Annotated in this window: 23 protein-coding genes and 1 pseudogene; 17 read left to right on the top strand and 7 right to left on the bottom strand. The window is 34.6% G+C overall.

Features of this window, described 5'->3' with window-relative positions:
* Positions 1-14: 14 nt before the first annotated feature.
* Positions 15-1,154: a c-type cytochrome biogenesis protein CcsB gene (ccsB, locus tag MHB51_RS09910; protein ID WP_342558058.1), complete on the top strand. Its 1,140-nt coding sequence runs from the start codon at positions 15-17 to the stop codon at positions 1,152-1,154.
* A 47-nt stretch (positions 1,155-1,201) separates the two neighbouring features.
* Here ccsB and MHB51_RS09905 read toward each other — a convergent pair whose 3' ends face one another.
* Positions 1,202-2,224 (bottom strand): DUF2804 domain-containing protein, encoded by a 1,023-nt coding sequence (locus MHB51_RS09905; RefSeq protein ID WP_342558057.1) that lies wholly within the window; start codon positions 2,222-2,224, stop codon positions 1,202-1,204.
* Positions 2,225-2,336: 112 nt separating this feature from the next.
* Between MHB51_RS09905 and MHB51_RS09900 the strand changes: the two genes are divergently transcribed.
* Both MHB51_RS09900 and MHB51_RS09895 read left to right on the top strand, forming a co-directional pair.
* A complete protein-coding gene (locus MHB51_RS09900; RefSeq protein ID WP_066167904.1) occupies positions 2,337-2,831 on the top strand; it encodes an amidase domain-containing protein in 495 nt (164 codons plus the stop codon).
* Between the two features lie 50 nt (positions 2,832-2,881).
* The gene (locus tag MHB51_RS09895; RefSeq protein ID WP_342473184.1) at positions 2,882-3,454 is read left to right on the top strand and encodes a nitroreductase; all 573 of its coding nucleotides are present in this window, start codon (positions 2,882-2,884) and stop codon (positions 3,452-3,454) included.
* A gap of 120 nt (positions 3,455-3,574) precedes the next feature.
* Here the strand turns inward: MHB51_RS09895 and MHB51_RS09890 are convergent, their stop codons facing one another.
* Positions 3,575-4,477, bottom strand: coding sequence for an AEC family transporter (locus MHB51_RS09890; RefSeq protein WP_342558056.1), 903 nt, complete (start codon positions 4,475-4,477; stop codon positions 3,575-3,577).
* Positions 4,478-4,788: 311 nt separating this feature from the next.
* Between MHB51_RS09890 and MHB51_RS09885 the strand changes: the two genes are divergently transcribed.
* The 7 genes from MHB51_RS09885 to cyoE all read left to right on the top strand — a co-directional run bounded on the left by MHB51_RS09885 (position 4,789) and on the right by cyoE (position 10,325).
* Positions 4,789-5,166 (top strand): GntR family transcriptional regulator, encoded by a 378-nt coding sequence (locus MHB51_RS09885; RefSeq protein WP_066167912.1) that lies wholly within the window; start codon positions 4,789-4,791, stop codon positions 5,164-5,166.
* The gene (locus tag MHB51_RS09880; protein ID WP_342558055.1) at positions 5,163-6,035 is read left to right on the top strand and encodes an ABC transporter ATP-binding protein; all 873 of its coding nucleotides are present in this window, start codon (positions 5,163-5,165) and stop codon (positions 6,033-6,035) included. The genes MHB51_RS09885 and MHB51_RS09880 overlap by 4 nt, the downstream gene beginning before the upstream one ends.
* Complete coding sequence (locus MHB51_RS09875; RefSeq protein ID WP_066167915.1) at positions 6,028-6,858, top strand: hypothetical protein; 831 nt, start codon at positions 6,028-6,030, stop codon at positions 6,856-6,858. Before MHB51_RS09880 ends, MHB51_RS09875 begins: the two co-directional genes overlap by 8 nt.
* 266 nt (positions 6,859-7,124) lie before the next feature.
* Positions 7,125-8,063, top strand: a complete 939-nt coding sequence (locus MHB51_RS09870) for a Gfo/Idh/MocA family oxidoreductase (protein ID WP_342558054.1) — start codon at positions 7,125-7,127, stop codon at positions 8,061-8,063.
* 113 nt (positions 8,064-8,176) lie between these two features.
* The gene (locus MHB51_RS09865) at positions 8,177-8,926 is read left to right on the top strand and encodes a nuclease-related domain-containing protein (protein ID WP_342558053.1); all 750 of its coding nucleotides are present in this window, start codon (positions 8,177-8,179) and stop codon (positions 8,924-8,926) included.
* Positions 8,927-8,979: 53 nt separating this feature from the next.
* On the top strand, positions 8,980-9,216 hold the full coding sequence (locus tag MHB51_RS09860) for a hypothetical protein (RefSeq protein WP_342558052.1): 237 nt from the start codon (positions 8,980-8,982) through the stop codon (positions 9,214-9,216).
* A 212-nt stretch (positions 9,217-9,428) separates the two neighbouring features.
* On the top strand, positions 9,429-10,325 hold the full coding sequence (cyoE, locus tag MHB51_RS09855) for a heme o synthase (RefSeq protein ID WP_066167927.1): 897 nt from the start codon (positions 9,429-9,431) through the stop codon (positions 10,323-10,325).
* Positions 10,326-10,355: 30 nt separating this feature from the next.
* On the opposite strand, the gene MHB51_RS09850 is transcribed toward cyoE, so the two are convergent.
* The 5 genes and pseudogenes from MHB51_RS09850 to MHB51_RS09830 form a co-directional block, all read right to left on the bottom strand.
* Positions 10,356-11,738, bottom strand: coding sequence for a dipeptidase (locus tag MHB51_RS09850; protein WP_066167930.1), 1,383 nt, complete (start codon positions 11,736-11,738; stop codon positions 10,356-10,358).
* 97 nt (positions 11,739-11,835) lie between these two features.
* Positions 11,836-12,066: pseudogene (locus MHB51_RS09845) on the bottom strand (tyrosine-type recombinase/integrase); the annotation flags it as partial.
* 303 nt (positions 12,067-12,369) lie between these two features.
* Complete coding sequence (locus tag MHB51_RS09840; RefSeq protein WP_342558051.1) at positions 12,370-12,558, bottom strand: hypothetical protein; 189 nt, start codon at positions 12,556-12,558, stop codon at positions 12,370-12,372.
* Positions 12,559-12,839: 281 nt separating this feature from the next.
* A complete protein-coding gene (locus MHB51_RS09835; RefSeq protein WP_342558050.1) occupies positions 12,840-13,775 on the bottom strand; it encodes a hypothetical protein in 936 nt (311 codons plus the stop codon).
* 515 nt (positions 13,776-14,290) lie between these two features.
* Positions 14,291-15,415 (bottom strand): tyrosine-type recombinase/integrase, encoded by a 1,125-nt coding sequence (locus MHB51_RS09830; protein ID WP_342558049.1) that lies wholly within the window; start codon positions 15,413-15,415, stop codon positions 14,291-14,293.
* 522 nt (positions 15,416-15,937) lie between these two features.
* Between MHB51_RS09830 and MHB51_RS09825 the strand changes: the two genes are divergently transcribed.
* From MHB51_RS09825 to MHB51_RS09795, 7 genes are all read left to right on the top strand, one after another.
* Positions 15,938-16,084: a hypothetical protein gene (locus MHB51_RS09825; RefSeq protein ID WP_342558048.1), complete on the top strand. Its 147-nt coding sequence runs from the start codon at positions 15,938-15,940 to the stop codon at positions 16,082-16,084.
* An 81-nt stretch (positions 16,085-16,165) separates the two neighbouring features.
* Positions 16,166-17,380: a YcaO-like family protein gene (locus tag MHB51_RS09820; RefSeq protein ID WP_342558047.1), complete on the top strand. Its 1,215-nt coding sequence runs from the start codon at positions 16,166-16,168 to the stop codon at positions 17,378-17,380.
* 2 nt (positions 17,381-17,382) lie between these two features.
* On the top strand, positions 17,383-18,219 hold the full coding sequence (locus MHB51_RS09815) for a UPF0489 family protein (RefSeq protein ID WP_342558046.1): 837 nt from the start codon (positions 17,383-17,385) through the stop codon (positions 18,217-18,219).
* A 2-nt stretch (positions 18,220-18,221) separates the two neighbouring features.
* Positions 18,222-19,211 carry an ATP-binding cassette domain-containing protein gene (locus MHB51_RS09810; protein WP_342558045.1) on the top strand — a complete coding sequence of 330 codons (990 nt, stop codon included), beginning with the start codon at positions 18,222-18,224 and terminating at the stop codon, positions 19,209-19,211.
* A complete protein-coding gene (locus MHB51_RS09805; protein ID WP_342558044.1) occupies positions 19,208-19,984 on the top strand; it encodes an ABC-2 family transporter protein in 777 nt (258 codons plus the stop codon). The genes MHB51_RS09810 and MHB51_RS09805 overlap by 4 nt, the downstream gene beginning before the upstream one ends.
* Positions 19,984-20,766: an ABC-2 family transporter protein gene (locus tag MHB51_RS09800; protein WP_342558043.1), complete on the top strand. Its 783-nt coding sequence runs from the start codon at positions 19,984-19,986 to the stop codon at positions 20,764-20,766. Before MHB51_RS09805 ends, MHB51_RS09800 begins: the two co-directional genes overlap by 1 nt.
* A 379-nt stretch (positions 20,767-21,145) precedes the next feature.
* Positions 21,146-22,495 (top strand): DUF4135 domain-containing protein, encoded by a 1,350-nt coding sequence (locus tag MHB51_RS09795; RefSeq protein ID WP_342558042.1) that lies wholly within the window; start codon positions 21,146-21,148, stop codon positions 22,493-22,495.
* Positions 22,496-22,613 lie beyond the last annotated feature (118 nt).

Genomic DNA, 22,613 nt, shown 5'->3' with positions numbered 1-22,613 from the left:
AAAGAGGGAAATGGATGAATTACTTATTATTAAGCAGCAATACATTATTGTTTTCTTTTCTTTTATTGCTAATTGCCATTATTCCATTTGGCTTTGCGACAAAAACAAAACACGCTATAAGCTGGAGAAGTGCATTAGCATTAACATGGCTTGCTTTTATTTTACAAATAATATATTTCACATGTAGATGGAAGGCAATAGGATATGCTCCTGTAAGTAATATGTATGAATTTATGACGTTTTTCGGCATTATGTTAATAGGAGCCGTATTGCTAATGAGCTATCTTTATAAGCAATGGTCAATTGGTTTCTTTGCAATCCCGATTGCGCTCATAATTTTAGGCTATGGCAGTGTATTTTCAAATAAAGCTACACCATTAATACCTAGCTTGCAAAGTCATTGGCTAGCAGTACATGTTATTACAGTAGCTGCTTCAAGTGCCATTTTATCTGTAGCCTTTATAACAAGTGTAATGTACTTGTTAAAAACAACAAATACGGGAGCAAAAACACGTGGTGCAAAATGGTTAGAGCTTGTATTATTTAATCTTGTTGTAGTAGTTGGATTTATTTTAATATCCACATTTTGCCGTTTGTTTTTCAGCTCTCAAGTGATTGAGTTTGCGAATAAAAAAGGACAAATTATTAGTGCTACATATACATTGCCTATAATTATCTCAAATAAAGCAGAGGTAGGCTTGTTTGCGTTATCTGCAAGTGTTGATGCACAAAAATTAAATACAATTATATGGTCTTATTTAGTAGGGGGCTTGCTCTATTTAATTATTCGACTAACGATGCGCAAAGCACTTTGTGAGATACTGAAGCCATTTATATCACGTATTGATTTGAGATTACTTGATGAAATTTCTCATCGTTCAATTTTAATTGGTTTTCCTTTATTCTCATTAGGCGGTTTGTTTTTTGCCATGATTTGGGCACAAATTGCTTGGGGCAGATATTGGGGCTGGGACCCGAAAGAGGTATGGGCATTGATTACATGGTTATTTTATGCAGCCTTACTGCATCTTCGCTTAACAAAAGAATGGGAAGGGGAGCGTACAGCATGGCTGGCGATTATCGGCTTTGGGCTTATCGTATTTAATCAGGTGTTCGTTAATTTAGTAATAGCAGGGTTACATTCTTATGCCTAAAAGAGCGGGCGTCCTAAAAGCTTGCAAGGCTTTTTGGACGCCACTATTTACCACTTCGCCACATGTTCCTCAATGCAGCCTAACATTTGTTGAATTGTTAATATTTTTCCATCAGGCAATGCAATTGTTCCGTGATAATAGCCTACGAGCTGATGTACCTCAGACGTAACCAATTTTACGTCTGTTTTTGCTATTCGCTCAAAAAAAGGTGTAAATGTTAAATTTACTTGATTGCTTGACTTAGAATGGATTGCCCACGGCTGCATAAAATTAGCGCGATTATATGTAAAGGCTACATCCTCACCGATTTTTGTCATTTTACCATCAATGAAAATTGCGTTTTCTGTCATTCCTGTTCCATCTGTCCATTGACCGCCGAAATTCAGCCCAATACGTCTTCCTCGAATGCGTTGTGAAGCCATTCCCCAATTCCATGTTGCTTTCCGCGGCCACACACCGCGTCCGTAATCAAGCACTGCAAAGCATTCCTCTGTATTGAAAGAATAGCTCCGTTGACCGATTTGAACTGTACCAGAAGTAGGTAATGTATGATGTTTGGCAGTAAATTGGAAAATTTGTCTGCTCCAGGGGATGACAACATTCAATGATTCATCATGCTGAGGATGTTGAATCGTTAAGTCTGCCTGCAAATGTTCATTATCAAAGTCAGGTATAGAAACTGAGAGCTGTGTTGTGCCATTGTTATAAGTAAAGCGAATATTTAGCTCGTCATGTACAAATTGCACAGATTCCAGTACTTGTGTTGGCATTTTTACACTAGTACCAAGCGGAACTGTTATTGTTTTTTCAAAATAGCGCTGTGTTTCATATTCTAAAAAATAGACAAAACAAACAGCCGCATAATCTAAATGGCTTATTGTAGCTGAAAATAATATATCCTCACCGTAAACACACCAGTAATTCCATTTTTTTTTCCGTAAATAATGACCTGTAACATTACAATCAATCAATGGTCTTCTTGCAAAACCAATTGCAGCAGGATTCAAATTTCCCTTTTTATCACACAATGGTGTTGGAACCGTCACTTCACGCTCTGCAATTAGCCTCATAAAAATCATCCCCCTCGCATAATGCTATTACAGAATAGTGTAACAAAACATGAGCGAATATGGGAGCTTTAGACACGATGAATGAAAAAATATGTAAATAGGGGGAGAAACGATGCGCTACAATCGTGAGCAAGCGGTCGCTTATGCAAGGATGTGGTGGAATGGGCGTAACCCCGCCTTTCCTTCATTTCAAGATGATTGTACAAATTTTGTATCACAATGTTTATATGCTGGGGGTGCACCGATGAGAGGCGCACCTAATCAATCAACAGGCTGGTGGATGCTACCTGAGCAAGGAATATGGAGTTTTAGTTGGTCTGTAGCTCATTCATTGCGTTGGTATTTAGAAACATCAAAAGAGGGGCTTACTGCAACACGTGTCTATTCACCTACAGAGCTTGAAATTGGAGATGTCATAGCCTACGATTTTTCCGGAGATAGCCGCATTGATCATACGACAATTGTCACGAGCATCCAAGGTGGTATTCCATATGTTCACGCGCACACATCAAATAGTGCAGATAGACCATATCATTATCGAGATTCAACAGCAGCTACTCCTAATATGCGTTACTATTACTTTCATATAGCAGATGTATTTTCGTGATGAAAGCTTTATAATTGAGAAGGAGCATCAATTGTAGAAGGGGAGATAGCATAATGACAAAAGCATTAACAGTACGAGAAGCCATTACAACTCGTCGTTCAATAAAAAAATTTAACGGACAGCCTGTGAAGCGCGAAGATTTACTAAGCATCATTGGTGATGCAGCTTGGGCGCCAAACCATGGTACACGAGAACCTTGGCGTTTAGTAGTTGCATGCGAGGAACAATTACCAAAACTACATGAGCTTTTGCGTGACTTAGCGATACCAAAATGGCAAGAGCTGTCTGAAGAAATGTTAGTTGCACAAATGCAAAAATTCACTTTACCAGGTGGCTATGCATTTATGATTGTGCCTGAAGATGCGCGTCAAAAAGAGCGCTTAGAGGATTATGCTGCAGCCGCAAGCTTTTTGCAAAATATGCAGCTACTTGCATGGGATAAAGGCATCGGCTCATGCTGGAAAACGCCAGGCTTTTTAGATATGCCTAAATTCCGCGAAGCATTAAATGTAAAAGCGGGTGAACGCGTTATCGCTATGCTGCAATTAGGCTATTTTGATGAGCTGCCAAAGGCGAAGGAACGTAAGCCGGCTACTGATATTGTCACTATTTTTGGGGAATAAAAGAAAAAGACTGTCCAGAAAGTGCATTATTTTCTGGGCAGTTATTTTTTTAATTTTACTTATCCACTTCAATCCGATTTAAAAAGTTTTCAAAGTGTACAAAATGTATTCCGATTCCCCTTAAATTACTAAATACAACACAATAGGTAAGGAAATAACACTAATTGCTGTTGTCACAAGTGTTGTAAACGATACGAGGTCAGGTTCTGTATCGTATTTAAGCGCAAGCATCGTTGTATTAGCTGCCGAGGGCATTGCCGCTTGTATAATAAATACAGTTTTTGCCAAATCATTTAAAGGTAAAAATGATAAAATGAATGCGGCTATGATAGGTGAGGCAATCATACGTATAATACTTGCCTCTACAACGAAGCGATATGTTACCTTTTTACGTGAAATAACTGCGAGCTGCATTCCTAGTACAAGCATAATAATAGGAATTGTCGCTTCTGCTACAAGGTTAAGTGCATCTTGAAAAGGAGCGGATAGCTCTAAGCCAATATAATGGCAGAGCATGCCTAGTATTGCAGCATACAGCACAGGCATACGAACGACACTCTGTAATGCTTGCTTATGTCCCCCACCCCCATGTCCTCCAAGTGCTGCAAAGAAAATCCCAAGCGTATTCATTAACAGAGAATGCAACACCATAATAATAACCGCATAATCAAAGCCTGCTGGGCCAAGTGCAAATAGTACAACAGGTGCCCCGTAATTTCCGCTATTCATAAAAACGCTACTTAAGATGAGTGCGGAGCTTTCAGATTGGTTCGCCCGCGATAGTTTTGCAACGATGTATGTAATTACTAATAATGAAAAGCTTAATGCAAGTGCAGCTAGCATCATATACACATAGTCCAGTGTTATATCGTTTGTGAAAAATGTCCTAAATGCTAGGCAGGGGGACAGTATGTATAGCGACATCGCAGAAATCGACTTAATATCAAATCCGATAAACTTTTGAGCGATAAAGCCAATCGAAAAAATGACGAGTGCAGGCAAAATAATAAGAAATAAAGTCATTGCTCCTTCTCCTTCGATTTTTGAAAATCACATCCAGATTTTATCTCGCATAAATGGGCAGTAAGCCTCTCACTTCGAGACTTGAGTAAAAATCGGCTTAAGGATAAGTTTGAGATGAACTGCCCGTATAAGCCTGATTGAAGTTTCACTTTATTCTAATTCGCAAGAGAGACCTTTTTGAACGAGATAATGCTTTCATTATTGCACTTTCTCAAAAGAAGTAAAAATAAAAAATTGACAAATATTTTTTTGTCCTTTATGGTTATATACATAAGTGTATAACCGTATTACTATAGAGGGTGGTGAAATATTTGAATCATCTATTTGATAAAGATAAACCGATTTACCAACAAATTCGTGAAAAAATTGAGGACCAAATTGTCAATGGTCAGCTACTAGAAGAAGAACAAGCACCTTCCACAAATCAGCTTGTTAGCTTTTACAAAATTAATCATGCGACCGTTTCAAAGGGAATTAATCAATTGGTGGAGGAAGGCATTCTTTATAAAAAGCGAGGAATCGGCATGTTTGTTGCAGCAGAAGCGAGGGAGAAGCTAATGAAAAAAAGAAAAGAAGCATTTGTTGACCAGTACGTTGTGGCTCTTATCCAAGAGGCAAATAAGCTTGAAATAAGTGAGCAGGAAATTATTGAGTTAATCAAACAAGTGAAGGAGCGTGAAAGCGAATGATGAAGATGAAAGCGGAAAATATCGGCTTAGATTACGGACAGCATACAGCATTACAAAATATTTCGTTTCAGCTAGAGGGCAATAAAATATATGGTCTATTAGGTAGGAATGGCGCTGGAAAAACGTCGTTGTTGAGTATTGTTGCATCTTTTCAGGAGCAAACAACAGGCACATTAACCGTTTTAGAGCAAGCTCCATTTGAAAACGCTGAAATAATGCAGCAAGTTGTTTTTGCTTACAATAAAGACTACAAAGAAGAATCTGACCAAGTAAAAAATTTACTAGCGGGTATTGCAAAATATCGTCCAAATTTTGATATGGAATATGCACAGCATTTACTAGCACGTTTTAAAATACCACAGGATAAAAAAATGAAACAATTATCAAAAGGAATGCAAGCAGCAGTTGATGCCGTAATAGGCTTAGCAAGCAATGCACCAGTGACGATTTTTGATGAGATTTATGCAGGGATGGATGCACCAACTCGAACAATTTTTTATGAGGAGCTATTAAAATCTCAGGAGCGATTCCCAAGAATGATACTAATGTCTACGCATCTTGTTTCAGAAATGGAATATTTATTTGATGAAGTACTGATTTTACACAAAGGTACAATGATTTTGCATGAAGCATATGAGGAGCTTATTTCTAAAGGTGTAACAGTGACAGGGCGAGTGGAAGACGTAGAGGTATTCGTTCAACCAATGCGCCAACTCAACACACAGCAGCTAGGTGGCACGAAGGCTGTTATGGTCTATGGTGATTTATCAGAGCAGCAATATAAAGAAGCCGCAAGGCGAGGGCTAGAAATCGGCCCGATTGCCTTACAAGACTTGTTTATTTATTTGACAGAGGAAGGAAATGATTAATATGCAAAAATCCAGCTCCGTGAAGGTTGCACTAGATATGTTTTTGACACAGATGACTTGGGCATCGGGCTATTTATTTGTTATGTTGCTCATTTTTTCAGTAAGAGCCTTGGCATCTTTTATAGGTAATATGGAGGCAAATAATTTTATTACAAAAATGATTAAAACGCTAGCGAATGAAGGGGGAATGGATAGTTTTTCAACCTTAATCTTTTATTCCTCTAATATTTTTATGTTCGTTATCGGAATTATCGCAGCATATGGCTTCCTTCAATATTTCGTCAGCAATGGTGTAACGCGCAAAAATTATTTTATCGGAGCAGCCATTGGTTCATTTGGGGTAGCTGTAGTAATTCCGATTATTATAAAAATAATTTTAATGATTGAAGTCGTCGTAACGAAAATGCTACCACTACAATTTGCAGATAGTACAAAAATAATGGAGGCTGATGATGAAATCATTGGTCAGGTAATACAAAATATTTTGTTTTCCCCGTTTATTGATATGACGAATGGCGGCATTAGCGCGATGGTTATTTTTGCTTTAAATATATTTTGTTATTATGTAGCAGGGTGGTTTATCAGTGTTAGCTTTTACCGTTTGGGCACGACACTAGGGCTTCTTTCAATTCCACTAGTAATTGTTCTATTTTTGCTATATGACGAATTGATGAGTATTGCATTGGGATTACCTGTAGCTAACTTGCTGCCATCAATAGATACAATTCCAAGTGTGCTTGCATTTGCGCTAGCTATTGCAATTGTAGTCGCTATGTTAGTAATGATTCGTCTGTTTACTAAAAAAGTAGCGGTTAAACTATGAAGATGTTAGACTATTTAATAAATTCGCATCAAATGGGTGTGTTAGAAAAGTAGTCCATCGTGCTATCTTTCAAACAATGCTTGCTGCTTATTGGAATGTAATTTATTTAGAGAAATGAATGCAGGTGTTATAAGATTGAAAACACTTGATTCACGTCTTTGTTTTCACATGAAAGCGAAGAAGCAAAACTGTATCAGAGAGAATGCTGACTTTCTAGGCAGCCCAGATGAGAAAATTTACTTTACTAAGTTTAGGGGATAGTTTTTATGACAAAAACAACATTTGCATTAATTGGTACAGGTATTGTAGGAGAGCGCATTATTAATCAAATTTTAGCGCATCCAAATTGCGAAATTGCGGCAATTTTCGACGGAAATCAAGAACGTTTGCAGGAAATTGCTGAGAAATATAGTATTCCTGCTGTTACAACATTAGAGGATTTATTAGCGACACGCCCAGATTGGGTATATATTGGGACGCCACCGGTTAGCCATGCGCCACTTGCGAAGGAAATTGCAGCACAGGGATTAAATATTCTTTCTGAAAAACCGCTGGCACATGATGCACAGGGTGGTCTAGAAATGGTGCAAGTAGCAAGTGAAGCAGATGTGCATACAGCGATGCATTTCCCATTAATGTATAGCCCAGCAGTACATCAATTAAAGCAAACTTTAGCTAATAAGGAGCTAGGAGAAGTTGTGCGTGTCGAGCTTCACACATATTTCCCAGAGTGGCCAAGGAAATGGCAGCAAAATCCTTGGATTGCATCGCGTGAGCAAGGTGGCTTTATTCGTGAGGTATTCCCACACTACTTACAATTAATGCATCATTTATTTGGAGATATTGAGATTTTATCACATGAAACAACATACCCTGCCGACGTGACTTTATGCGAAACAGGTGTATCCGCTTTAGCAAAAACGAAAAGCGGCCTACCCGTTGTGCTAAATGGTTTATCTGGCATCGGACAAGAGGAGCGCATAGAATTTAAAGTATTCGGTACGGAAAAGGTAATGACATTGCGCAACTGGTCTGAGCTGTGGCTAAGTGCAGCATATGAAGAAGCACAAAAAATAGCATCAAGTGTGCAACCAGCAGCATTGTTGGATGCTTGCCGAGCACAACTCCAAGGCGAGGATGCATTAATTGTATCGTTTGAAGAAGGCTTAAAAGTACAACGTTGGATTGATGAGCTGCTGAAATAGGATAGAACTGTCCCAAAAGCCGTGCGGTTGCCGGCTTTTGGGCAGTAGTGATGAAAATCTTTTCAAGCTGTAGTTCCATTTAAAGGGGATGCGTTTGAAAAAATGGAGAGAGCTTGCTTGAAAATCAAAAAGAAGGCGAATGGATAATTGCTTTACAACGTGAAAAAGCACTAAAGGAGTTGGTGCTACAAGCCGCAGTTCGGCGAGGTTTTCATAAATTTAAAGATGAGTTGATACGGCTACAGCAAGGTTTATCCGGCGAGCGTTATGTAGACTGTTGTTGGCAGGATATGCAATTAGAAGAACAACATTATTTACTGCATGACTTTCAAACAAATGCACATCAAATAGATAGCATCTTCCTTTGTGATAAGTTTATTTTGCTAGTGGAAATTAAAAATATTGCAGGGCGCGTTGATTTTGACGAGGCGCGTTACCAATTCACTCGAAAGCTTGAGGATGGCACAGTCCATGGTTTCCGCAATCCACTGGACCAAGTGCGGCGCCATCAAAGAATGCTACGAGCGGTTGTTCGCAATTTACCTGTATTATATGCGATTGTTTTTTCCCATCCGAAAACCATCATTGGCCATATCCCAAAAGGAGAGCCGATCTTCCATTGTAGCGGGCTAGAATTCCACATTAGAAAGCTCCTCGCACACCATAACACCGCACAATTAACCTCAACAGAGCTCCTAACTACGAAATTAATGCAAATGCATACAATTAAAAAACCCCAGTTACAAATTGAGCAAACAAAAATCTGTACAGGTGTGCTTTGCGTACAGTGTCAGGCTTATGTGCAAATGCATTATCATTACGGAGTTGTCCGAAAAGTTCATTTTGTTTTGTCACCGCATTGAAATCAATGTTTTCATCGCTTCACTTTTACTCAAAGATAACACTGCTAAAGCCAATGTTCATCCCATTTTTAAAAGAGGCGTTTTCTGTTTATATGTATCAACATTTTATGAAATATCATCGCTACTGTCCAAAATGCCGGCTATGCACGGCTTTTTGGATAGCCCCCAAGTATCACTACAAAGATAATGGCATCTTAGTAGGTGAATGGATTCCAAATGAGGAGTTTTGGGCGTTTGTAGGTGCAGATTCCGCGAATAGTGCGAAGCGTTTATTACAAAAACTTGACTGACAGTTAGGGAAAGTCACTGATATATTTGCCAAAGCCGCTGATAAAACAAAAAAGTCGCCGATATATATTCGACATATGTGAAAAATACCTTTTTATGTATCGAATTATGACGGTTCTCCGAAAAAACAGCTAGTACCATAGCGCATAGTGCCTACTATAAGGTATACTAATAAATAGTGACTATAAAGAGGGGTAGCAGAGGGTAAATTATTATGCAAAAGCAATCTACTATAAATTTATGGGCACAGGCTGTTAAGACGGGCATCATTAAGTCGAATTTGATTCCGATGTTTGCTGGACTTATGCTTGCGCTTTATACGTACGAACTAAATTTTGTCGAAAACATCCCAAATATTATTTTGGCGATAGTGGGTTCAGCATTTGTTATTGCGGCAGCAGGTATTTTCAATAATTTATATGATCGTGATATAGATGAGATTATGCCTCGTACAAAAACAAGGCCTACTGTAACTGGAGAGCTTAGCACGCGGACAGTGTTAATTGTTGGAATTATTTTTTTTGTTTTAGGGTTAATAGCGTTGGCTTTCACAACGGCACTTGCGATGTTTTTAGGTTTTCTAGGCGTGTTCTTTTATGTTGTGCCTTATACAATGTGGACGAAGCGTCGTACAATTTGGAATACTGAGGTTGGCAGTATTTCAGGAGCAATGCCGCCATTAATTGGCTGGGCGGCTGTAGGACCAGATATTTGGCATCCTGCTTGTTGGGCATTGTTTATTATTATGGTTATTTGGCAAATGCCGCATTTTTATGCAATTGCTATTCGTAAGCGTGATGATTATGCTGCTGCCAATATTCCAATGTTGCCTGTGGCAAAAGGGCAGCGTAGAACATATATCCAAACGAATATTTATTTAGTTGTACTTATTTTCACAAGCTTTTTATTCCTTCCATTAAGCTTAGGGTTAACGCTTGTATCCCTAGTTCTTGGCGGCATTTGGTTATGGCTAAGCTTTGTTGGCTATCGCAAAATGGAGGGGAGAACGTGGGCAAATAAAATGTTTGCCTACTCATTAATTCATATGACAGTATTATTTGCTACAGTAATTATTTATTCATCTGTCGGATTGATTTTACAAGCATTATAAAAAGGTCTGCCTAATCAGGCAGACCTTTTCTTATAGCTTTAACCCTGCAACCTCGTGTAAATAATCGCCTAATACGCGGAGACCATTATCGAAGTTTTCTAAATGGAAATGTTCGTTTGGTGCATGGAAGTTTTCGTTCGAAAGACCGAAGCCCATTAATACGACAGGTAAACCTAAAATTTCATCGAAGGCTGCTACGATTGGAATTGAACCGCCTCCACGTGTATAAGCAGTCGGCACTTTATAAACCTTTTCATAAGAGCGACCTGCTGCTTGGATAACTGGATGGTCGAATGGTGTTAAGTATGGTTTTCCTTTATCGAATTCAGAAATAGCTACTTCGACACCAGCAGGCTTATGCTTTTCAATATGTGTCTTTAATAGTGCAACGATTTCTTCAGGGTCTTGGTTTGGTACTAGACGACATGTGATTTTTGCGCCCGCTTCAGCAGGTAGCACTGTTTTAATTCCTTCGCCAGAGAATCCACCGAATACGCCATTAATTTCTAATGTTGGGCGTGACCAAGTTTGCTCTAAATAAGAATAGCCCGCTTCACCGAATAGCTCCTTCACCTGTAGCTCTTCTTTTAGCTCGTCCTCATTAAAGTTTAAGTCACGATAAGCTTGGCGCTCTTCCTCAGACAATGGAAGGACTTTGTCGTAGAAGCCTTCAACTTGAATTGTTCCGTGCTCATCACGGAACGATGCTAAAATCGCCGTTAGTGCATGGATAGCATTTTGCACACCGCCACCATAAAGACCAGAGTGTAAATCACCCTTTGCTCCGCGCACATCAATTTGTACTCCTGTTAAGCCACGCAAACCGTAGCAAACAGCAGGCTTACCTTTTGCATAAAGGCCTGTATCAGAAATTAAAATTAAATCAGCAGCTAATTTTTCTTTATTATCCTCTGTATATTTCGGAAGAGAGGGGCTACCAATTTCCTCCTCACCCTCATAAATAAATTTCACGTTTACTGGAAGTGTACCTTCAGTGGCAAATAATGCCTCAATCATTTTCAAGTGCATAAATACTTGGCCTTTATCATCAGATGAGCCACGTGCAAATAATTTATTATCACGAATTGCTGGCTCGAAAGGCGGCGTTTCCCATAAATGCAATGGGTCTACAGGCTGCACATCATAGTGACCGTAGAACAAAATCGTTGGTTTATCCTCTGCATGCAACCACTCACCGTACACAACAGGGTGTCCCGCAGTTTCTTCCACTGCTACATTCTCAATATTTAACGATTTCAAATGGTCTGCTAGCCAATTTGCTGCATTTCTCATATCCACTTTGTGATCTGATAATGCTGAAATACTTGGGATACGTAAAAATTCATCCAACTCTGCTAAATGGCGCTCACGATGCTCTGCAAAATAAGCATCTAATTTCTCTAAATGACTCATAAAAAGAAAGCCTCCTTTTATTTCGAATATGGAAATAGTATAGCATAAGGAGGCGAGAAAGTATTGATATATCAAAGGTGGGGGAGGGGTAAAAATAATTAGCCCCACTTTTAGCCCCAGTCGCTAAGCTTGCGCTAAAGACGGTCACAGATTCCTGCTCTAATTCCTTCATGACATGACCGTATGTGTTCATGACCATGTTCGGTGTATTTCCTAAACGCTCAGCAATCACTTTTACATTTTGCCCATTGTTCAAAAGTATTGTAGCGTGAGTATGTCGCAAGCCATGCAGTGAAATTTTAGGGCTGCCATCCTCATCTACTAGCTTCGCCTCTAACAGATGAAGAAGATTTAGATATGGAATAAAAAGTATATTATATTGGTTTTTTTAGAATGGGCAAGTGCAAAATTATTTTATGGGAGAGTTATAAAGAAGGTTCAAGGTGGAATACAAGTAAGATTTTCTGGTTGATATTGTTTATGTTGAATCTATTTGTAGATTGTTTAAAAAGTTGTTTGGTTTAGATGAGATGCCTTATGTTATAAGAAAAGCGACAAATGTTATTAAATCAACGTTTGTCGCTTTTTTTGTGCATTCTCAAACATTTATTGGGAACGTTAATTAAATTTGTTAGTGAATTAAAGATGTTATAGCAATACTCCAGACAATTAAAAGAAAAGATGCGGTTAACCAAAACGTGTTAGTAGCAGTAGGTTCTTCTCTCTTCACTTTTTTCATTATTTCTACAAGGTTAATACAAAATATAATAGCTAAAATCGGCATTAGAAACATACCAATTAGAGTCGCAACTCCTACCATAAGTAAACCCTCCCTCCTGAAAAATATTCTATTTTTTACACAAATAATATTCTCAAGCGTCCTTTGGTAACATTTCATTGAGATTCTATTTATATGTTGCCACCATTCAGAACAAGTGGATTGAACAGCCTTCCGCGCAGCATCTCAGGATGTTGTTTTCTAAAAAAACAGCGACAAGTACTGATTTAACAGTGTTTGCCGCTGTTTTAAATGTTATCAAGATTGGATTTAGGAACGTTATTTTGAATAGGTATTTAAATATCCTATAATTTATTTAGAAATTATTTTGTATTACCTATTATAAAAGTATTTCTCCAATTCCATTTATCTCCAGCTTCACCCGAAAAGCTAATGCTTCCTGCAGCACCAATATTAATAGTGACTCCTCCAAATCCTGCGACAGTAGGGGACCAAGAATGACCATATGCTGAAGTGAATGAACCTGTAGTTCCTTGATTTACAACAGGTATTCTTACTGTATCTTCAATATAACCATAGTGTCTACCAGGTGCATTTTGTATATCTATTGTAGCTTTAGTGGCTAAAATATTAGATCTGTCCACCGTTACTTTATTATCATGGGAAACTCCACCATTTGCATATCTCTTATAAGCACTTGCAGTACTAACTGAAGTAGTGTGAGCTTGCCATCCTGTAGCTATAGTGTCTGTAAATGTTAATGTTGGCATCAGGCTCCATTCCCATGCTGTTCTGTATTTGTACTCATACTCCAAATTATTACTTTTTTTCCCTACATAGGTTAAAATACCCTGTCCAGTGAAATTCCCATGCTGTTCTATTTCCATTGCAAAAGTACTTACACCTGAATTTAAATTAATTTTACTAGCAATTATTTGTGCATCTCTCAGTTTAATTTTATCAACCGCATCCATAGTTTCAGGTGTTACGATATAATCGTTGCCCTGTAAATCTGTATAAATGTGTACAAAATCTTCTTGTGTTACTTCAACTTCTACTCCACCATCAGTTAATAGTTCATTAACTAATTCTTCTGGAAAAGATTCAATCTCAACATCCGAGAATTTCATCAATTTCAAAATTGATGTTCGTTCTTCTTTTGTGAGAGATTCTGGATTATTAATAGGTTTTATGCGTCCGTCCTCAAAAATAGATATGCTTTCATTCTTAAGTTTTACAATTTTTGAAACTCTATCAGTATCCATCACTATTTCTTCAGTAGAATCCTTAATATTCATTGCGTTTGCAGTAATATTTGTATTTAATGAAAATAATACAGCAAATGTTAGTAAAAAATCGAATACTTAAAAATATTAAACTTTTTCTTATTAATTCTCATAATATCTCTCCTACTTTTTGTAAGTTTAACATAAGAAATTGGTTTTTGAGGCTTCTCTACAAAAGTAGTCAATATTAGACAAAGTTAGACAAATGAAATTAGACATGTTTGTGATGTTTAAAGCATACAGCTGCTCTTTTTTATTTCTCGAAATTTTAAAGTCATAGAGGGAAGGCATTGACAATCTTGCAGCACCTGAATCCTCTGATATTAGCCCCAATTTAGCCCCTAACTAAAGCTATTCCATGCCCCGAAATGCATAATCAATATAATAAGAGAAACGCCACAAACCATTGATACATAACATCTTCTAAGCCATTTCGTGCCCCTCTTTGCAAAGTAAAAAAATGGAAATAGTATAGCGTATCAGAGCTAAGAAGTATTGATATATCAACGGTGGGAGAGGGGTAAAAATTAATTAGTCCCACTTTTAGCCCCAGTTGCTAAACTCTCACTAAAGACGGTCACAGATTCCTGCTCTAATTCTTTCATCACATGGCCGTATGTGTTCATGACCATGTTCGGCGTATTTCCTAAACGCTCAGCAATTACTTTTACATTTTGCCCATTGTTCAAAAGTATTGTAGCGTGGGTGTGCCGTAAGCCATGTAATGAGATTTTAGGGCTGCCATCCTTATCTACTAGCTTCGCCTCTAATTGTACCCGCTTCAGCATCATGTAAAAGGTTTGATCATGCACAGGCTCCCCATAGCTGTTGATAAATATGAATAAATCACTACTATATTTAATGCCGTATTGTAAGCACACCCTCTTATACCAGGTTTTATATTTTTTTAGCTGCTCTATCACGATGCTGTCGACTAAAATAGTGCGGTAGCTATTTTTAGTTTTTGGCGTTCGAGCGCCAAATTTATCTCTAGTGCGCTCAATTGTAATTGTATGGTTTTTAAAATCAATGTTTTTCCATTGAAGCCCCAATGCTTCACCGCGCCGCATCCCTGTATAGGCAGCTACTAACAGAAAGCTATAGTGTGAAATATCCTCTGTTTCCATTGCTGTGGAAAGCAGCTTGTTTAATTCGGCTGGTGTTAAAAACTTATTGCTGGTCTTTGTAGCACTGTCATCCTCATCTTTTATCACAACTTTGGTGAAGCGGTTCCGCACGAGTATTTCTTCCTCTACGGCTGCATTAATGGCAATTTTAAATAAGCCATGTATTTGTTTGAGTGTGTACGGTTTCAATTTATCTTCAAGCACATTTATGAAAACTCTTTGATAGGTTGCGCGGTCTAGCTTTTGAAGTTTGTGATGGCCTAATAGCTTTTTAAGATGGTTATCGACAATCATTTTCCTGTATTTGCTTGTGCTAAGCTTCCACTTCTTTTTATTCATCTCTAGCCATATATCGAGCCATTCACCTATCGTCATGTTATCATTATCTATATGTTTTGTTTCACCGCGCAGCGTGGCAGCCTTTACTTCTAATAGGGCTTTCAACGCTGCCTTTTCTGTTTTGAAGCTGCTTTTCTTCTTCTCTTGGCGTATTCCAGTCGCATCATAAAACTTATGGCGGTACATCCATAGTTTTTCACCCTTAGCATTGAAATAGTAATATATTTCAGCAGGTGTGTTGATTATGTAAATATTGTCTATTAATTAGCGTGTTTTATTTAGAGGAAGTACTTTTTGCTAGGCATACCTCATTGGTTGCAGTGAAGGGGCAACTCCATCGGGATTACTGCGAGCTGAGAATCCATTTATTTCGGCGAATGCCAAATATATTAGTTGAAGTCGCACTCTGAGGAAAGCGTCCCCCGTAGCGGAAATCAACAAATTACTAGGCTTTATTTGTGAAATAAAGGATAATTAACATGCTTGATATTTTAGGCTCTTTTGATGATTTATATAGCCTCACCTTGTCCATTTCTTTCATGCTTGGCGGCGTTTGTGTAGGAATAGGTGAGTAGTAGGTGTATTTTATTTGTTAACCATCTTAAGGTATATTTTTTGCTAATTTTTTAATTGGAATTTTATTATAATTAATTCTTGTTTTTGTATTATTAATATAGTAAAATGCAAAACAGGAAGGAGGTGTAATAAATGGGACGTCGCAGATCGGAACAAAACACTAAAGATACTGTATGGGCAACGGTAGAAGAAAACAACCTAGAGCTTAGCAAAGCAAGTCTTCTAATTAGTGAACTAACTCCAGAAGAAGAGGATTTAGTAGAAACTTTAAATAAGTAATTTCTTTCTTAGGCGGGAGATACTATCCCGCCTAAGATTATTATTTAAAATAATATTTAGTTAATGTTGGAGGGAGTTTAATTGAACTTTTTATTAACTCAAAAAGAAAGAGCGATAGATACTAATGATGCAATTGAAATAGCTTTAAGTTATTTTCGGAAATTTAATTTTGAATATCAAAGCCGTTATTTTAACTCAAAAAATGAAGAAATAAATACTGTTAGCATTTATGTGAAAAATGTGGTAGATGAAATAGGTTGTTTAATGGGGAATGGGAAAGGGATAGGTAAGCAATCTTTGGCTAGTGGACTATTTGAAACACTAGAACATTATTTTAGTGATCCTAATTTTTATCATAGAGAAATTCACACTAATACGATATCCCGAATTATAGAAAGTGAACCTTATTTAATAGAAGAATATCCAATTGAGTATTTATTCTTACAGAATAAGTGTCAGGAAATAGAAACTATAAAGTATACTTCTCTAAATGATGAAAAAGAAGTTTTATATCCAGCATTTCTTACTCATCCTAGTTTTACAAAAAATTTAAACAAAGATTATAGTAATTTAATCAAATATTCTACTAATAGCGGAGCTGCAATAGGTCGAAATAAAGAAGAGGCACTTATTCATGCAATTAATGAAGTTGTTGAACGTGATGCTCTTTCAATTCATTATATAAAATCTTTTCTTTCGAAAAAACAACAAAAAATTTTTGAAGTTGACCGTTTCAGTTTACCAAATAATTTACAAGAAATTTGTGAAATAGTAGAAGATACATTAGGTACCGATATAAAAATCGTTGATATTAGTACAGATTTCAATATATATAGTTTTTTAGTATATGCAAAACATAAAGATTTCCTACTACCTATACGTGGATCAGGGAGTTCAGTTTATCCTACATATGCCTTAGAAAGGGCATTACTAGAATGTTTACAGTCGTTTCATTTATATGACAAGGATTTAGAAATAGAAGATAAATATACAGTAGCTGAATTATATAAGTACGAAAAATTTAATAATATATTAATGCTAAACTATAGTAGTAAAATTGAGGTCATGCCATTTAAAGATATAACGAACACCCATTCAAATCTATCTTCATTATTAGATTATATGGTTGATAAGATACAAAAAAGTGAGCGGAATGTTTATTATACCCCAATTTATGAAGAACGAGATTTATATTGTACACATGTGTTGATACCGGGATTTGAAAAATTTAATCTTATAACGAGTGGTCTGTTGGTAACCCCATATAAGAGAGGGTTACAATATATAGGAGGATGAATATGACTTTTAATATAATACAAGAACACAATGAAGCTTTTTATAAAATTATAGAACATATTAGTTTTGAAGATGAAAAATATGTCTTAATTCATATAGATGAGCATCATGACTTTGGAACACCAATAATTCGCAAAGATGATTTGATGAATTATAGAAAAAACTTAAAAGACATAACTTATAGCCAATTGAGAGTTTCTGATTATATAATTCCACTATTTCATTTAGGAAAAATAGATACTTCAATGTGGTTATCTAATAATGAAAAAGAGTATTATTATGAATTTATTACATTTGAAGAATTAATCAGCAATGACCACATAATGATAGGAACTAAGTCAGTACAACCAAGTGGAAATAATAATAAATTTTTAGAGGTAAAACCTAATAGTAATGTAATTCCTTTTATAAAAGGTCGAAAGCTTATCTTAAGTATTGATTTAGACTATTTTTCATGTTGTGATGAAGCGGGAGAGCGTACAGTTATTGAAATTACAAAACAAGAATTTGAAAGGTTTAATAGTGATTTATATCATAAGAGTCGTTTGAATTTTGGAAGTAGAGTTAGTTGCCATACTAATAATGATAAATATTACATGATTCATCAGCACATGGACGGTAAGTTTGTGAATAAGCAAAGATCTTGGGAAGAAATAAATACTAAACTAGCAGAATTTGATTTGTTTTTAAATAGCAATAAAATTAATCCAGATATTGTAATTGTTTGTAACTCGTTAATCAGTGGCTATACACCTAGTCACCAACATAATGACATACTATCAAATGTTATAAAGATTGTAAAAAAATATAGTACTAATGAATTACTGGAGAGAGAATAAAAATGATTAGTTTTAAAAATATACGTTTTTCTTACAAGACCTTTAAAAAACAAGTCGGAATTCATGGAACAATAAAAGATCTATTTAAAAGAGAACATATTACTCATACTGCTTTAGATAATATTAGCTTTGAAGCAGAAAAAGGTGAAATTATAGCCTTACTAGGTCCAAATGGAGCTGGAAAAACAACCTTTATAAAGTTATTAGTCGGATTAATAGAGCCATCAGACGGTGTTATTAATGTAATTGGATTTAATCCGTATAAAAAGAGCAATAAATATTTATCTCAAATTGGCCTCGTGATGGGGCAAAAGAGTCAGCTCACTTGGGACCTGCCCGCTATAGATACACTCTATCTATTAAAGTCAATTTATAAAATAGAAAATAATGATTTTAATAAAAGACTAAATTATCTAGTAAACATTTTAAATTTAACAGAAAAGATAAATACCCCAGTAAGAAAATTGTCTCTTGGAGAAAGGATGAAATTTGAACTTATAGCATCTGTGATTCATTATCCCAAGTTGTTGATTCTTGATGAACCAACAATAGGTTTAGATATTGAGAGTCAAAGAGCTATACATAAATTTTTAATACACATTAATAAATCTGAGAACACAACAATTTTGATTACAAGTCATTATATGAGCGATATAGAGGCGTTAGCTAAAAGAATAATAATATTAATAAAGGGTAATATTAAATATGACGGAGATATTAAGCAATTATTAAATATTCATAAACAAGAGAATACTCTCGTTGTTAAAACTAAAAGTAAACTACCTTCTGAAATACATGGATATAGAATAAAGAAAGGGTCAGCTACAAATGAATGGGAAATAATTCTTCCGGTTAAAGACGATGTTCAGTATAAATTGATATCGTATTTGACTAATAACTTTTATATTGAGAGTTTCAATATTAAAGAAACTCCATTTGAAGACATTATTTTTAATATATTTACTGATAATAATAAGGTGAATTCAAATTGAAATATATATATGTCTTTAGGAACGAACTTTTATCAAATCTAACTTATAAAGGTAATATAATATCAAGCTTTATAGTTCAAATTATACAAATAATTACAACTATATTTGTATGGAGAGCTTTATACTCAAGTGAAGAAGTTATTGGCGGCTATAATATATCAGAAATAACTACCTATTTAATTTTAACATCTTTGCTAAGTATATTATTTGCTCCTAATAGTGCTTTTAGATTATCCAATCTAATAAGTAATGGTAAACTTTCAACTTTACTAATAAGACCATATTCCTATTTTCTTGAAAGTTTTTCTGTTTTTATAGCTCAAAAAGCAGTGCAAATTTGTGTAGTATTAATAATAGGTACTGGCTTTTTTACTCTAAATATCTTTCAATTTTCATTTCCAAACTTAGCTTCTGTTATATTAGTTTTGTCTAATTTCTTTTTGCTTTTTATATTTTTATCAGTTATAGGGGCGTTAAGCTTTTGGTTAATTGAAATGTGGCCATTACGCCCAATTTATAATGGTTTACTTTCACTTTTCGGAGGAGTAATGTTCCCATTAGACTTATTACCAGAAAACATTTTAAATATAATTCAATACACACCTTTCTCACTCTTTGGATATGTAAATACAAAAGCTATACAAGGCGACTTACCTTTGACATTAATAATTAACTACTTAATAGCTTCAATTTTTTGGATAATCTTTTTTCGAATTATTTACTCTATCTTATGGAAAAAGGGATTGAAGAAATACGAAGGAGTGGGAGTTTAATGAATTTGAATTATCTGAAAACCATGTGGATTCAAAGTATTTCTCAATTTTTTATTTATAGATTAACTTCAATATTAGTATGTATTTTTGGAGTTTTATTTACAGCGATTGAAGTAATATCTGTATTATTGATTTATAATTATACAGATTCTGTAAATGGTTGGGACTTTTATAGTTTTTTAACATTAAGTGCCACATATACTTTAATTTCATATATTTATCAGTTCTTCTTTACATTATCTCATGAGGAATTAATAGATAAAATTATTGAAGGGGAATTAGACTATGATCTTATAAGACCAGTTGATTCTCAATTAATTAATAGTATTAAAAAAATGGATATTGCTAGTTTAATTAACATTATTATTGCAATTTTATTGTTATGTTTTTCAGTACCTAAAATATTAATTGGACAGAATATAATACTTGGAATTGGGATGTATATTTTGTTTGTTCTTCTAGGTGTATATTTATACTATTTGGTAAATCAATTTTTTATAAACTTTTCATTCTGGATTGAACGACCATATCAAATATCAGCTATCCCGGAATATTTATTAGATATTGCTAGTCGTCCAAGGAATGTTTATCCCCCAGTTTTACATCTACTTTTTGTATGGGTTTTACCAATTTTACTTAGTACAAATTTACCGGTTGAAATAGTAAGAGGGGAATTCAGCTTTCTAACAATAGGATATTATATATTATTTATTGCTGTGTTTACAATTTTAGTTAGAATACAGTGGCAGCAAGGTCTAAAGAAGTATCAATCTACTAACTAATATTCAGGGCAAGTTGATTTTAAGGTTTTAAAAATGTTATGAAAGGTGGAATTATTTTGTTTAATAAACAAAATCTTGTTGATCTACTAATTAAAGAAACTTCACAAGTTTATAGTGACGTTAATAATTTAGGCCAAAAAAAAAAAAAATAAGAGAATTTATTAATTCAAACCCTGAAGATTATTCTCACGAAAATAGTGAAGAACTCCATCAATATCTAAAAGTAAAGAAGAAATATATAAATAATAAAACACCATACATTTATACAAAACATAATAAGAGCAACACTGAAAATTATACTATATATTTTATAAGATATTATCGAGAAGTAATGATTAACTTTATAACGAACGAAAAAATAATTGTTCATTTTGAATCAATGAAAAACTTTGTTGAAGACAGTTGCTTTTATCTCAATGAAGAAATTATTCAAATTTCAAGAAAGACTTTAAGCTATGAATTTTCGATGGATATTTCAAAAGTACATGATAATATAAACCCAAAAATAAATAATATAAATGATATGTCTTCTTTTATGGATAAATATATAAATTTAATATTGATAATAGATAATATAGTTGAACAATCTATTTCATGTTTAAAAAAAATAATAAAAATATATATAAAAGATATTCCGATGCTTATTAATAAAAAATTCATAGATGAAGAATCACTAGCAATTAAAACAATTAAATTAGTTGGGGATAAGCATAATAATGGAGAACGGGTTGCTATCTTAGAGACTTTATCTAAAAAATTGGTATTCAAGCCTCGTTCATTGAAATCTGATAGAATATTTGAAAATTTAATTATTCTTTTAAATAGTACCCTGAAAGAGGAACGCTACATAAATATTTATCCGAGAACAATAGATTGTTATAAATATGGTTGGGTTGAATATATTGATACGCAAAAGCAAGCATCTTTAAACAAAGACCATTTTGCATCAAAGTTAGGAGTTCTCACGGCACTTTTTCAAGTTTTAAATACTTCTGACATTCATGAAGATAATATCTTAATATATGCAAGTTATCCAGTAGTTATTGATTTTGAAACATTAGCTCACAATAATACTATATATGAAAATAAAGAAAAAATAGACTCTAAATATATTTTAAAAAGTTTATTAATTGAATCATATAGTAGGAATAATCTAATTTATAAAGCTAGGACTATTAATAGGTTACTAAATAAAAATGAAATGAAATTAAATGACAGACTACTAAAAAAAGAAATTAATCCTTTATTTATTATAGATGAAAACTTAGAATCTTTTTTTGATGGATATGAGAAAGGCTTAATGTTTATTCAAAATAAAAAAGTTGAAATTAATGAATTGATATATAAATATAGAAATTGCATTTCTAGATTTATTCCTAGAAATACTTCATTTTATCAAAATTTAATAAATATAATGATGAATCCCATACTTTATAGAGATTTTAATAAATGTAAAGAGTTTTTAAGAATTATACTTGAAGATAATAAGTTAAACAGAATAGTAGAATATGAAATAAGCTCTTTATTGAAATGTGATGTTCCTTACTTTTATACCAAATTCAATAGTGTAAATTTATACCATGATAAGGAAATAATAGATAACTTTTTTAAAGTACCTATAAATAAAATAATTAAATCAAATATAGAAGAAAACTGGATAGAAGAATTAACATATCAAAAGGATATTGTTTATCATTATTTAAATGTAAGCCCGAAATGTACGACTTAGCGTACCTTTGCGATACGTATGACGAGTAGCCAACTAGGTGGAAGATTATTCAGTTAGCTGACTATTTTGCATATGTAAATTGAGTATTTTGGTCCCTGGAAAAACCCATATCCAAATA

This window comes from Metasolibacillus sp. FSL K6-0083 (assembly GCF_038630865.1).
GTDB lineage: Bacteria > Bacillota > Bacilli > Bacillales_A > Planococcaceae > Metasolibacillus > Metasolibacillus fluoroglycofenilyticus.
Note: the sequence above shows the minus strand (reverse complement) of the source record. Positions and strands in the feature narration are given on the sequence as shown.

Excerpts from the sequence above, each read along its gene's own strand:
- MHB51_RS09870 (WP_342558054.1), top strand. The coding sequence starts at position 7,125 with ATGACAAAAACAACATTTGCATTAATTGGTACAGGTATTGTAGGAGAG.
- MHB51_RS09835 (WP_342558050.1), bottom strand. The coding sequence starts at position 13,775 with ATGAATATTAAGGATTCTACTGAAGAAATAGTGATGGATACTGATAGA.
- MHB51_RS09900 (WP_066167904.1), top strand. The coding sequence starts at position 2,337 with ATGCGCTACAATCGTGAGCAAGCGGTCGCTTATGCAAGGATGTGGTGG.
- ccsB (WP_342558058.1), top strand. The coding sequence starts at position 15 with ATGAATTACTTATTATTAAGCAGCAATACATTATTGTTTTCTTTTCTT.
- MHB51_RS09905 (WP_342558057.1), bottom strand. The coding sequence starts at position 2,224 with ATGAGGCTAATTGCAGAGCGTGAAGTGACGGTTCCAACACCATTGTGT.
- MHB51_RS09840 (WP_342558051.1), bottom strand. The coding sequence starts at position 12,558 with ATGGTAGGAGTTGCGACTCTAATTGGTATGTTTCTAATGCCGATTTTA.
- MHB51_RS09850 (WP_066167930.1), bottom strand. The coding sequence starts at position 11,738 with ATGAGTCATTTAGAGAAATTAGATGCTTATTTTGCAGAGCATCGTGAG.
- MHB51_RS09810 (WP_342558045.1), top strand. The coding sequence starts at position 18,222 with ATGATTAGTTTTAAAAATATACGTTTTTCTTACAAGACCTTTAAAAAA.
- MHB51_RS09860 (WP_342558052.1), top strand. The coding sequence starts at position 8,980 with ATGTTCATCCCATTTTTAAAAGAGGCGTTTTCTGTTTATATGTATCAA.
- MHB51_RS09880 (WP_342558055.1), top strand. The coding sequence starts at position 5,163 with ATGATGAAGATGAAAGCGGAAAATATCGGCTTAGATTACGGACAGCAT.
- MHB51_RS09800 (WP_342558043.1), top strand. The coding sequence starts at position 19,984 with ATGAATTTGAATTATCTGAAAACCATGTGGATTCAAAGTATTTCTCAA.
- MHB51_RS09795 (WP_342558042.1), top strand. The coding sequence starts at position 21,146 with ATGAAAAACTTTGTTGAAGACAGTTGCTTTTATCTCAATGAAGAAATT.
- MHB51_RS09890 (WP_342558056.1), bottom strand. The coding sequence starts at position 4,477 with ATGACTTTATTTCTTATTATTTTGCCTGCACTCGTCATTTTTTCGATT.
- cyoE (WP_066167927.1), top strand. The coding sequence starts at position 9,429 with ATGCAAAAGCAATCTACTATAAATTTATGGGCACAGGCTGTTAAGACG.
- MHB51_RS09815 (WP_342558046.1), top strand. The coding sequence starts at position 17,383 with ATGACTTTTAATATAATACAAGAACACAATGAAGCTTTTTATAAAATT.
- MHB51_RS09825 (WP_342558048.1), top strand. The coding sequence starts at position 15,938 with ATGGGACGTCGCAGATCGGAACAAAACACTAAAGATACTGTATGGGCA.
- MHB51_RS09830 (WP_342558049.1), bottom strand. The coding sequence starts at position 15,415 with ATGTACCGCCATAAGTTTTATGATGCGACTGGAATACGCCAAGAGAAG.
- MHB51_RS09875 (WP_066167915.1), top strand. The coding sequence starts at position 6,028 with ATGATTAATATGCAAAAATCCAGCTCCGTGAAGGTTGCACTAGATATG.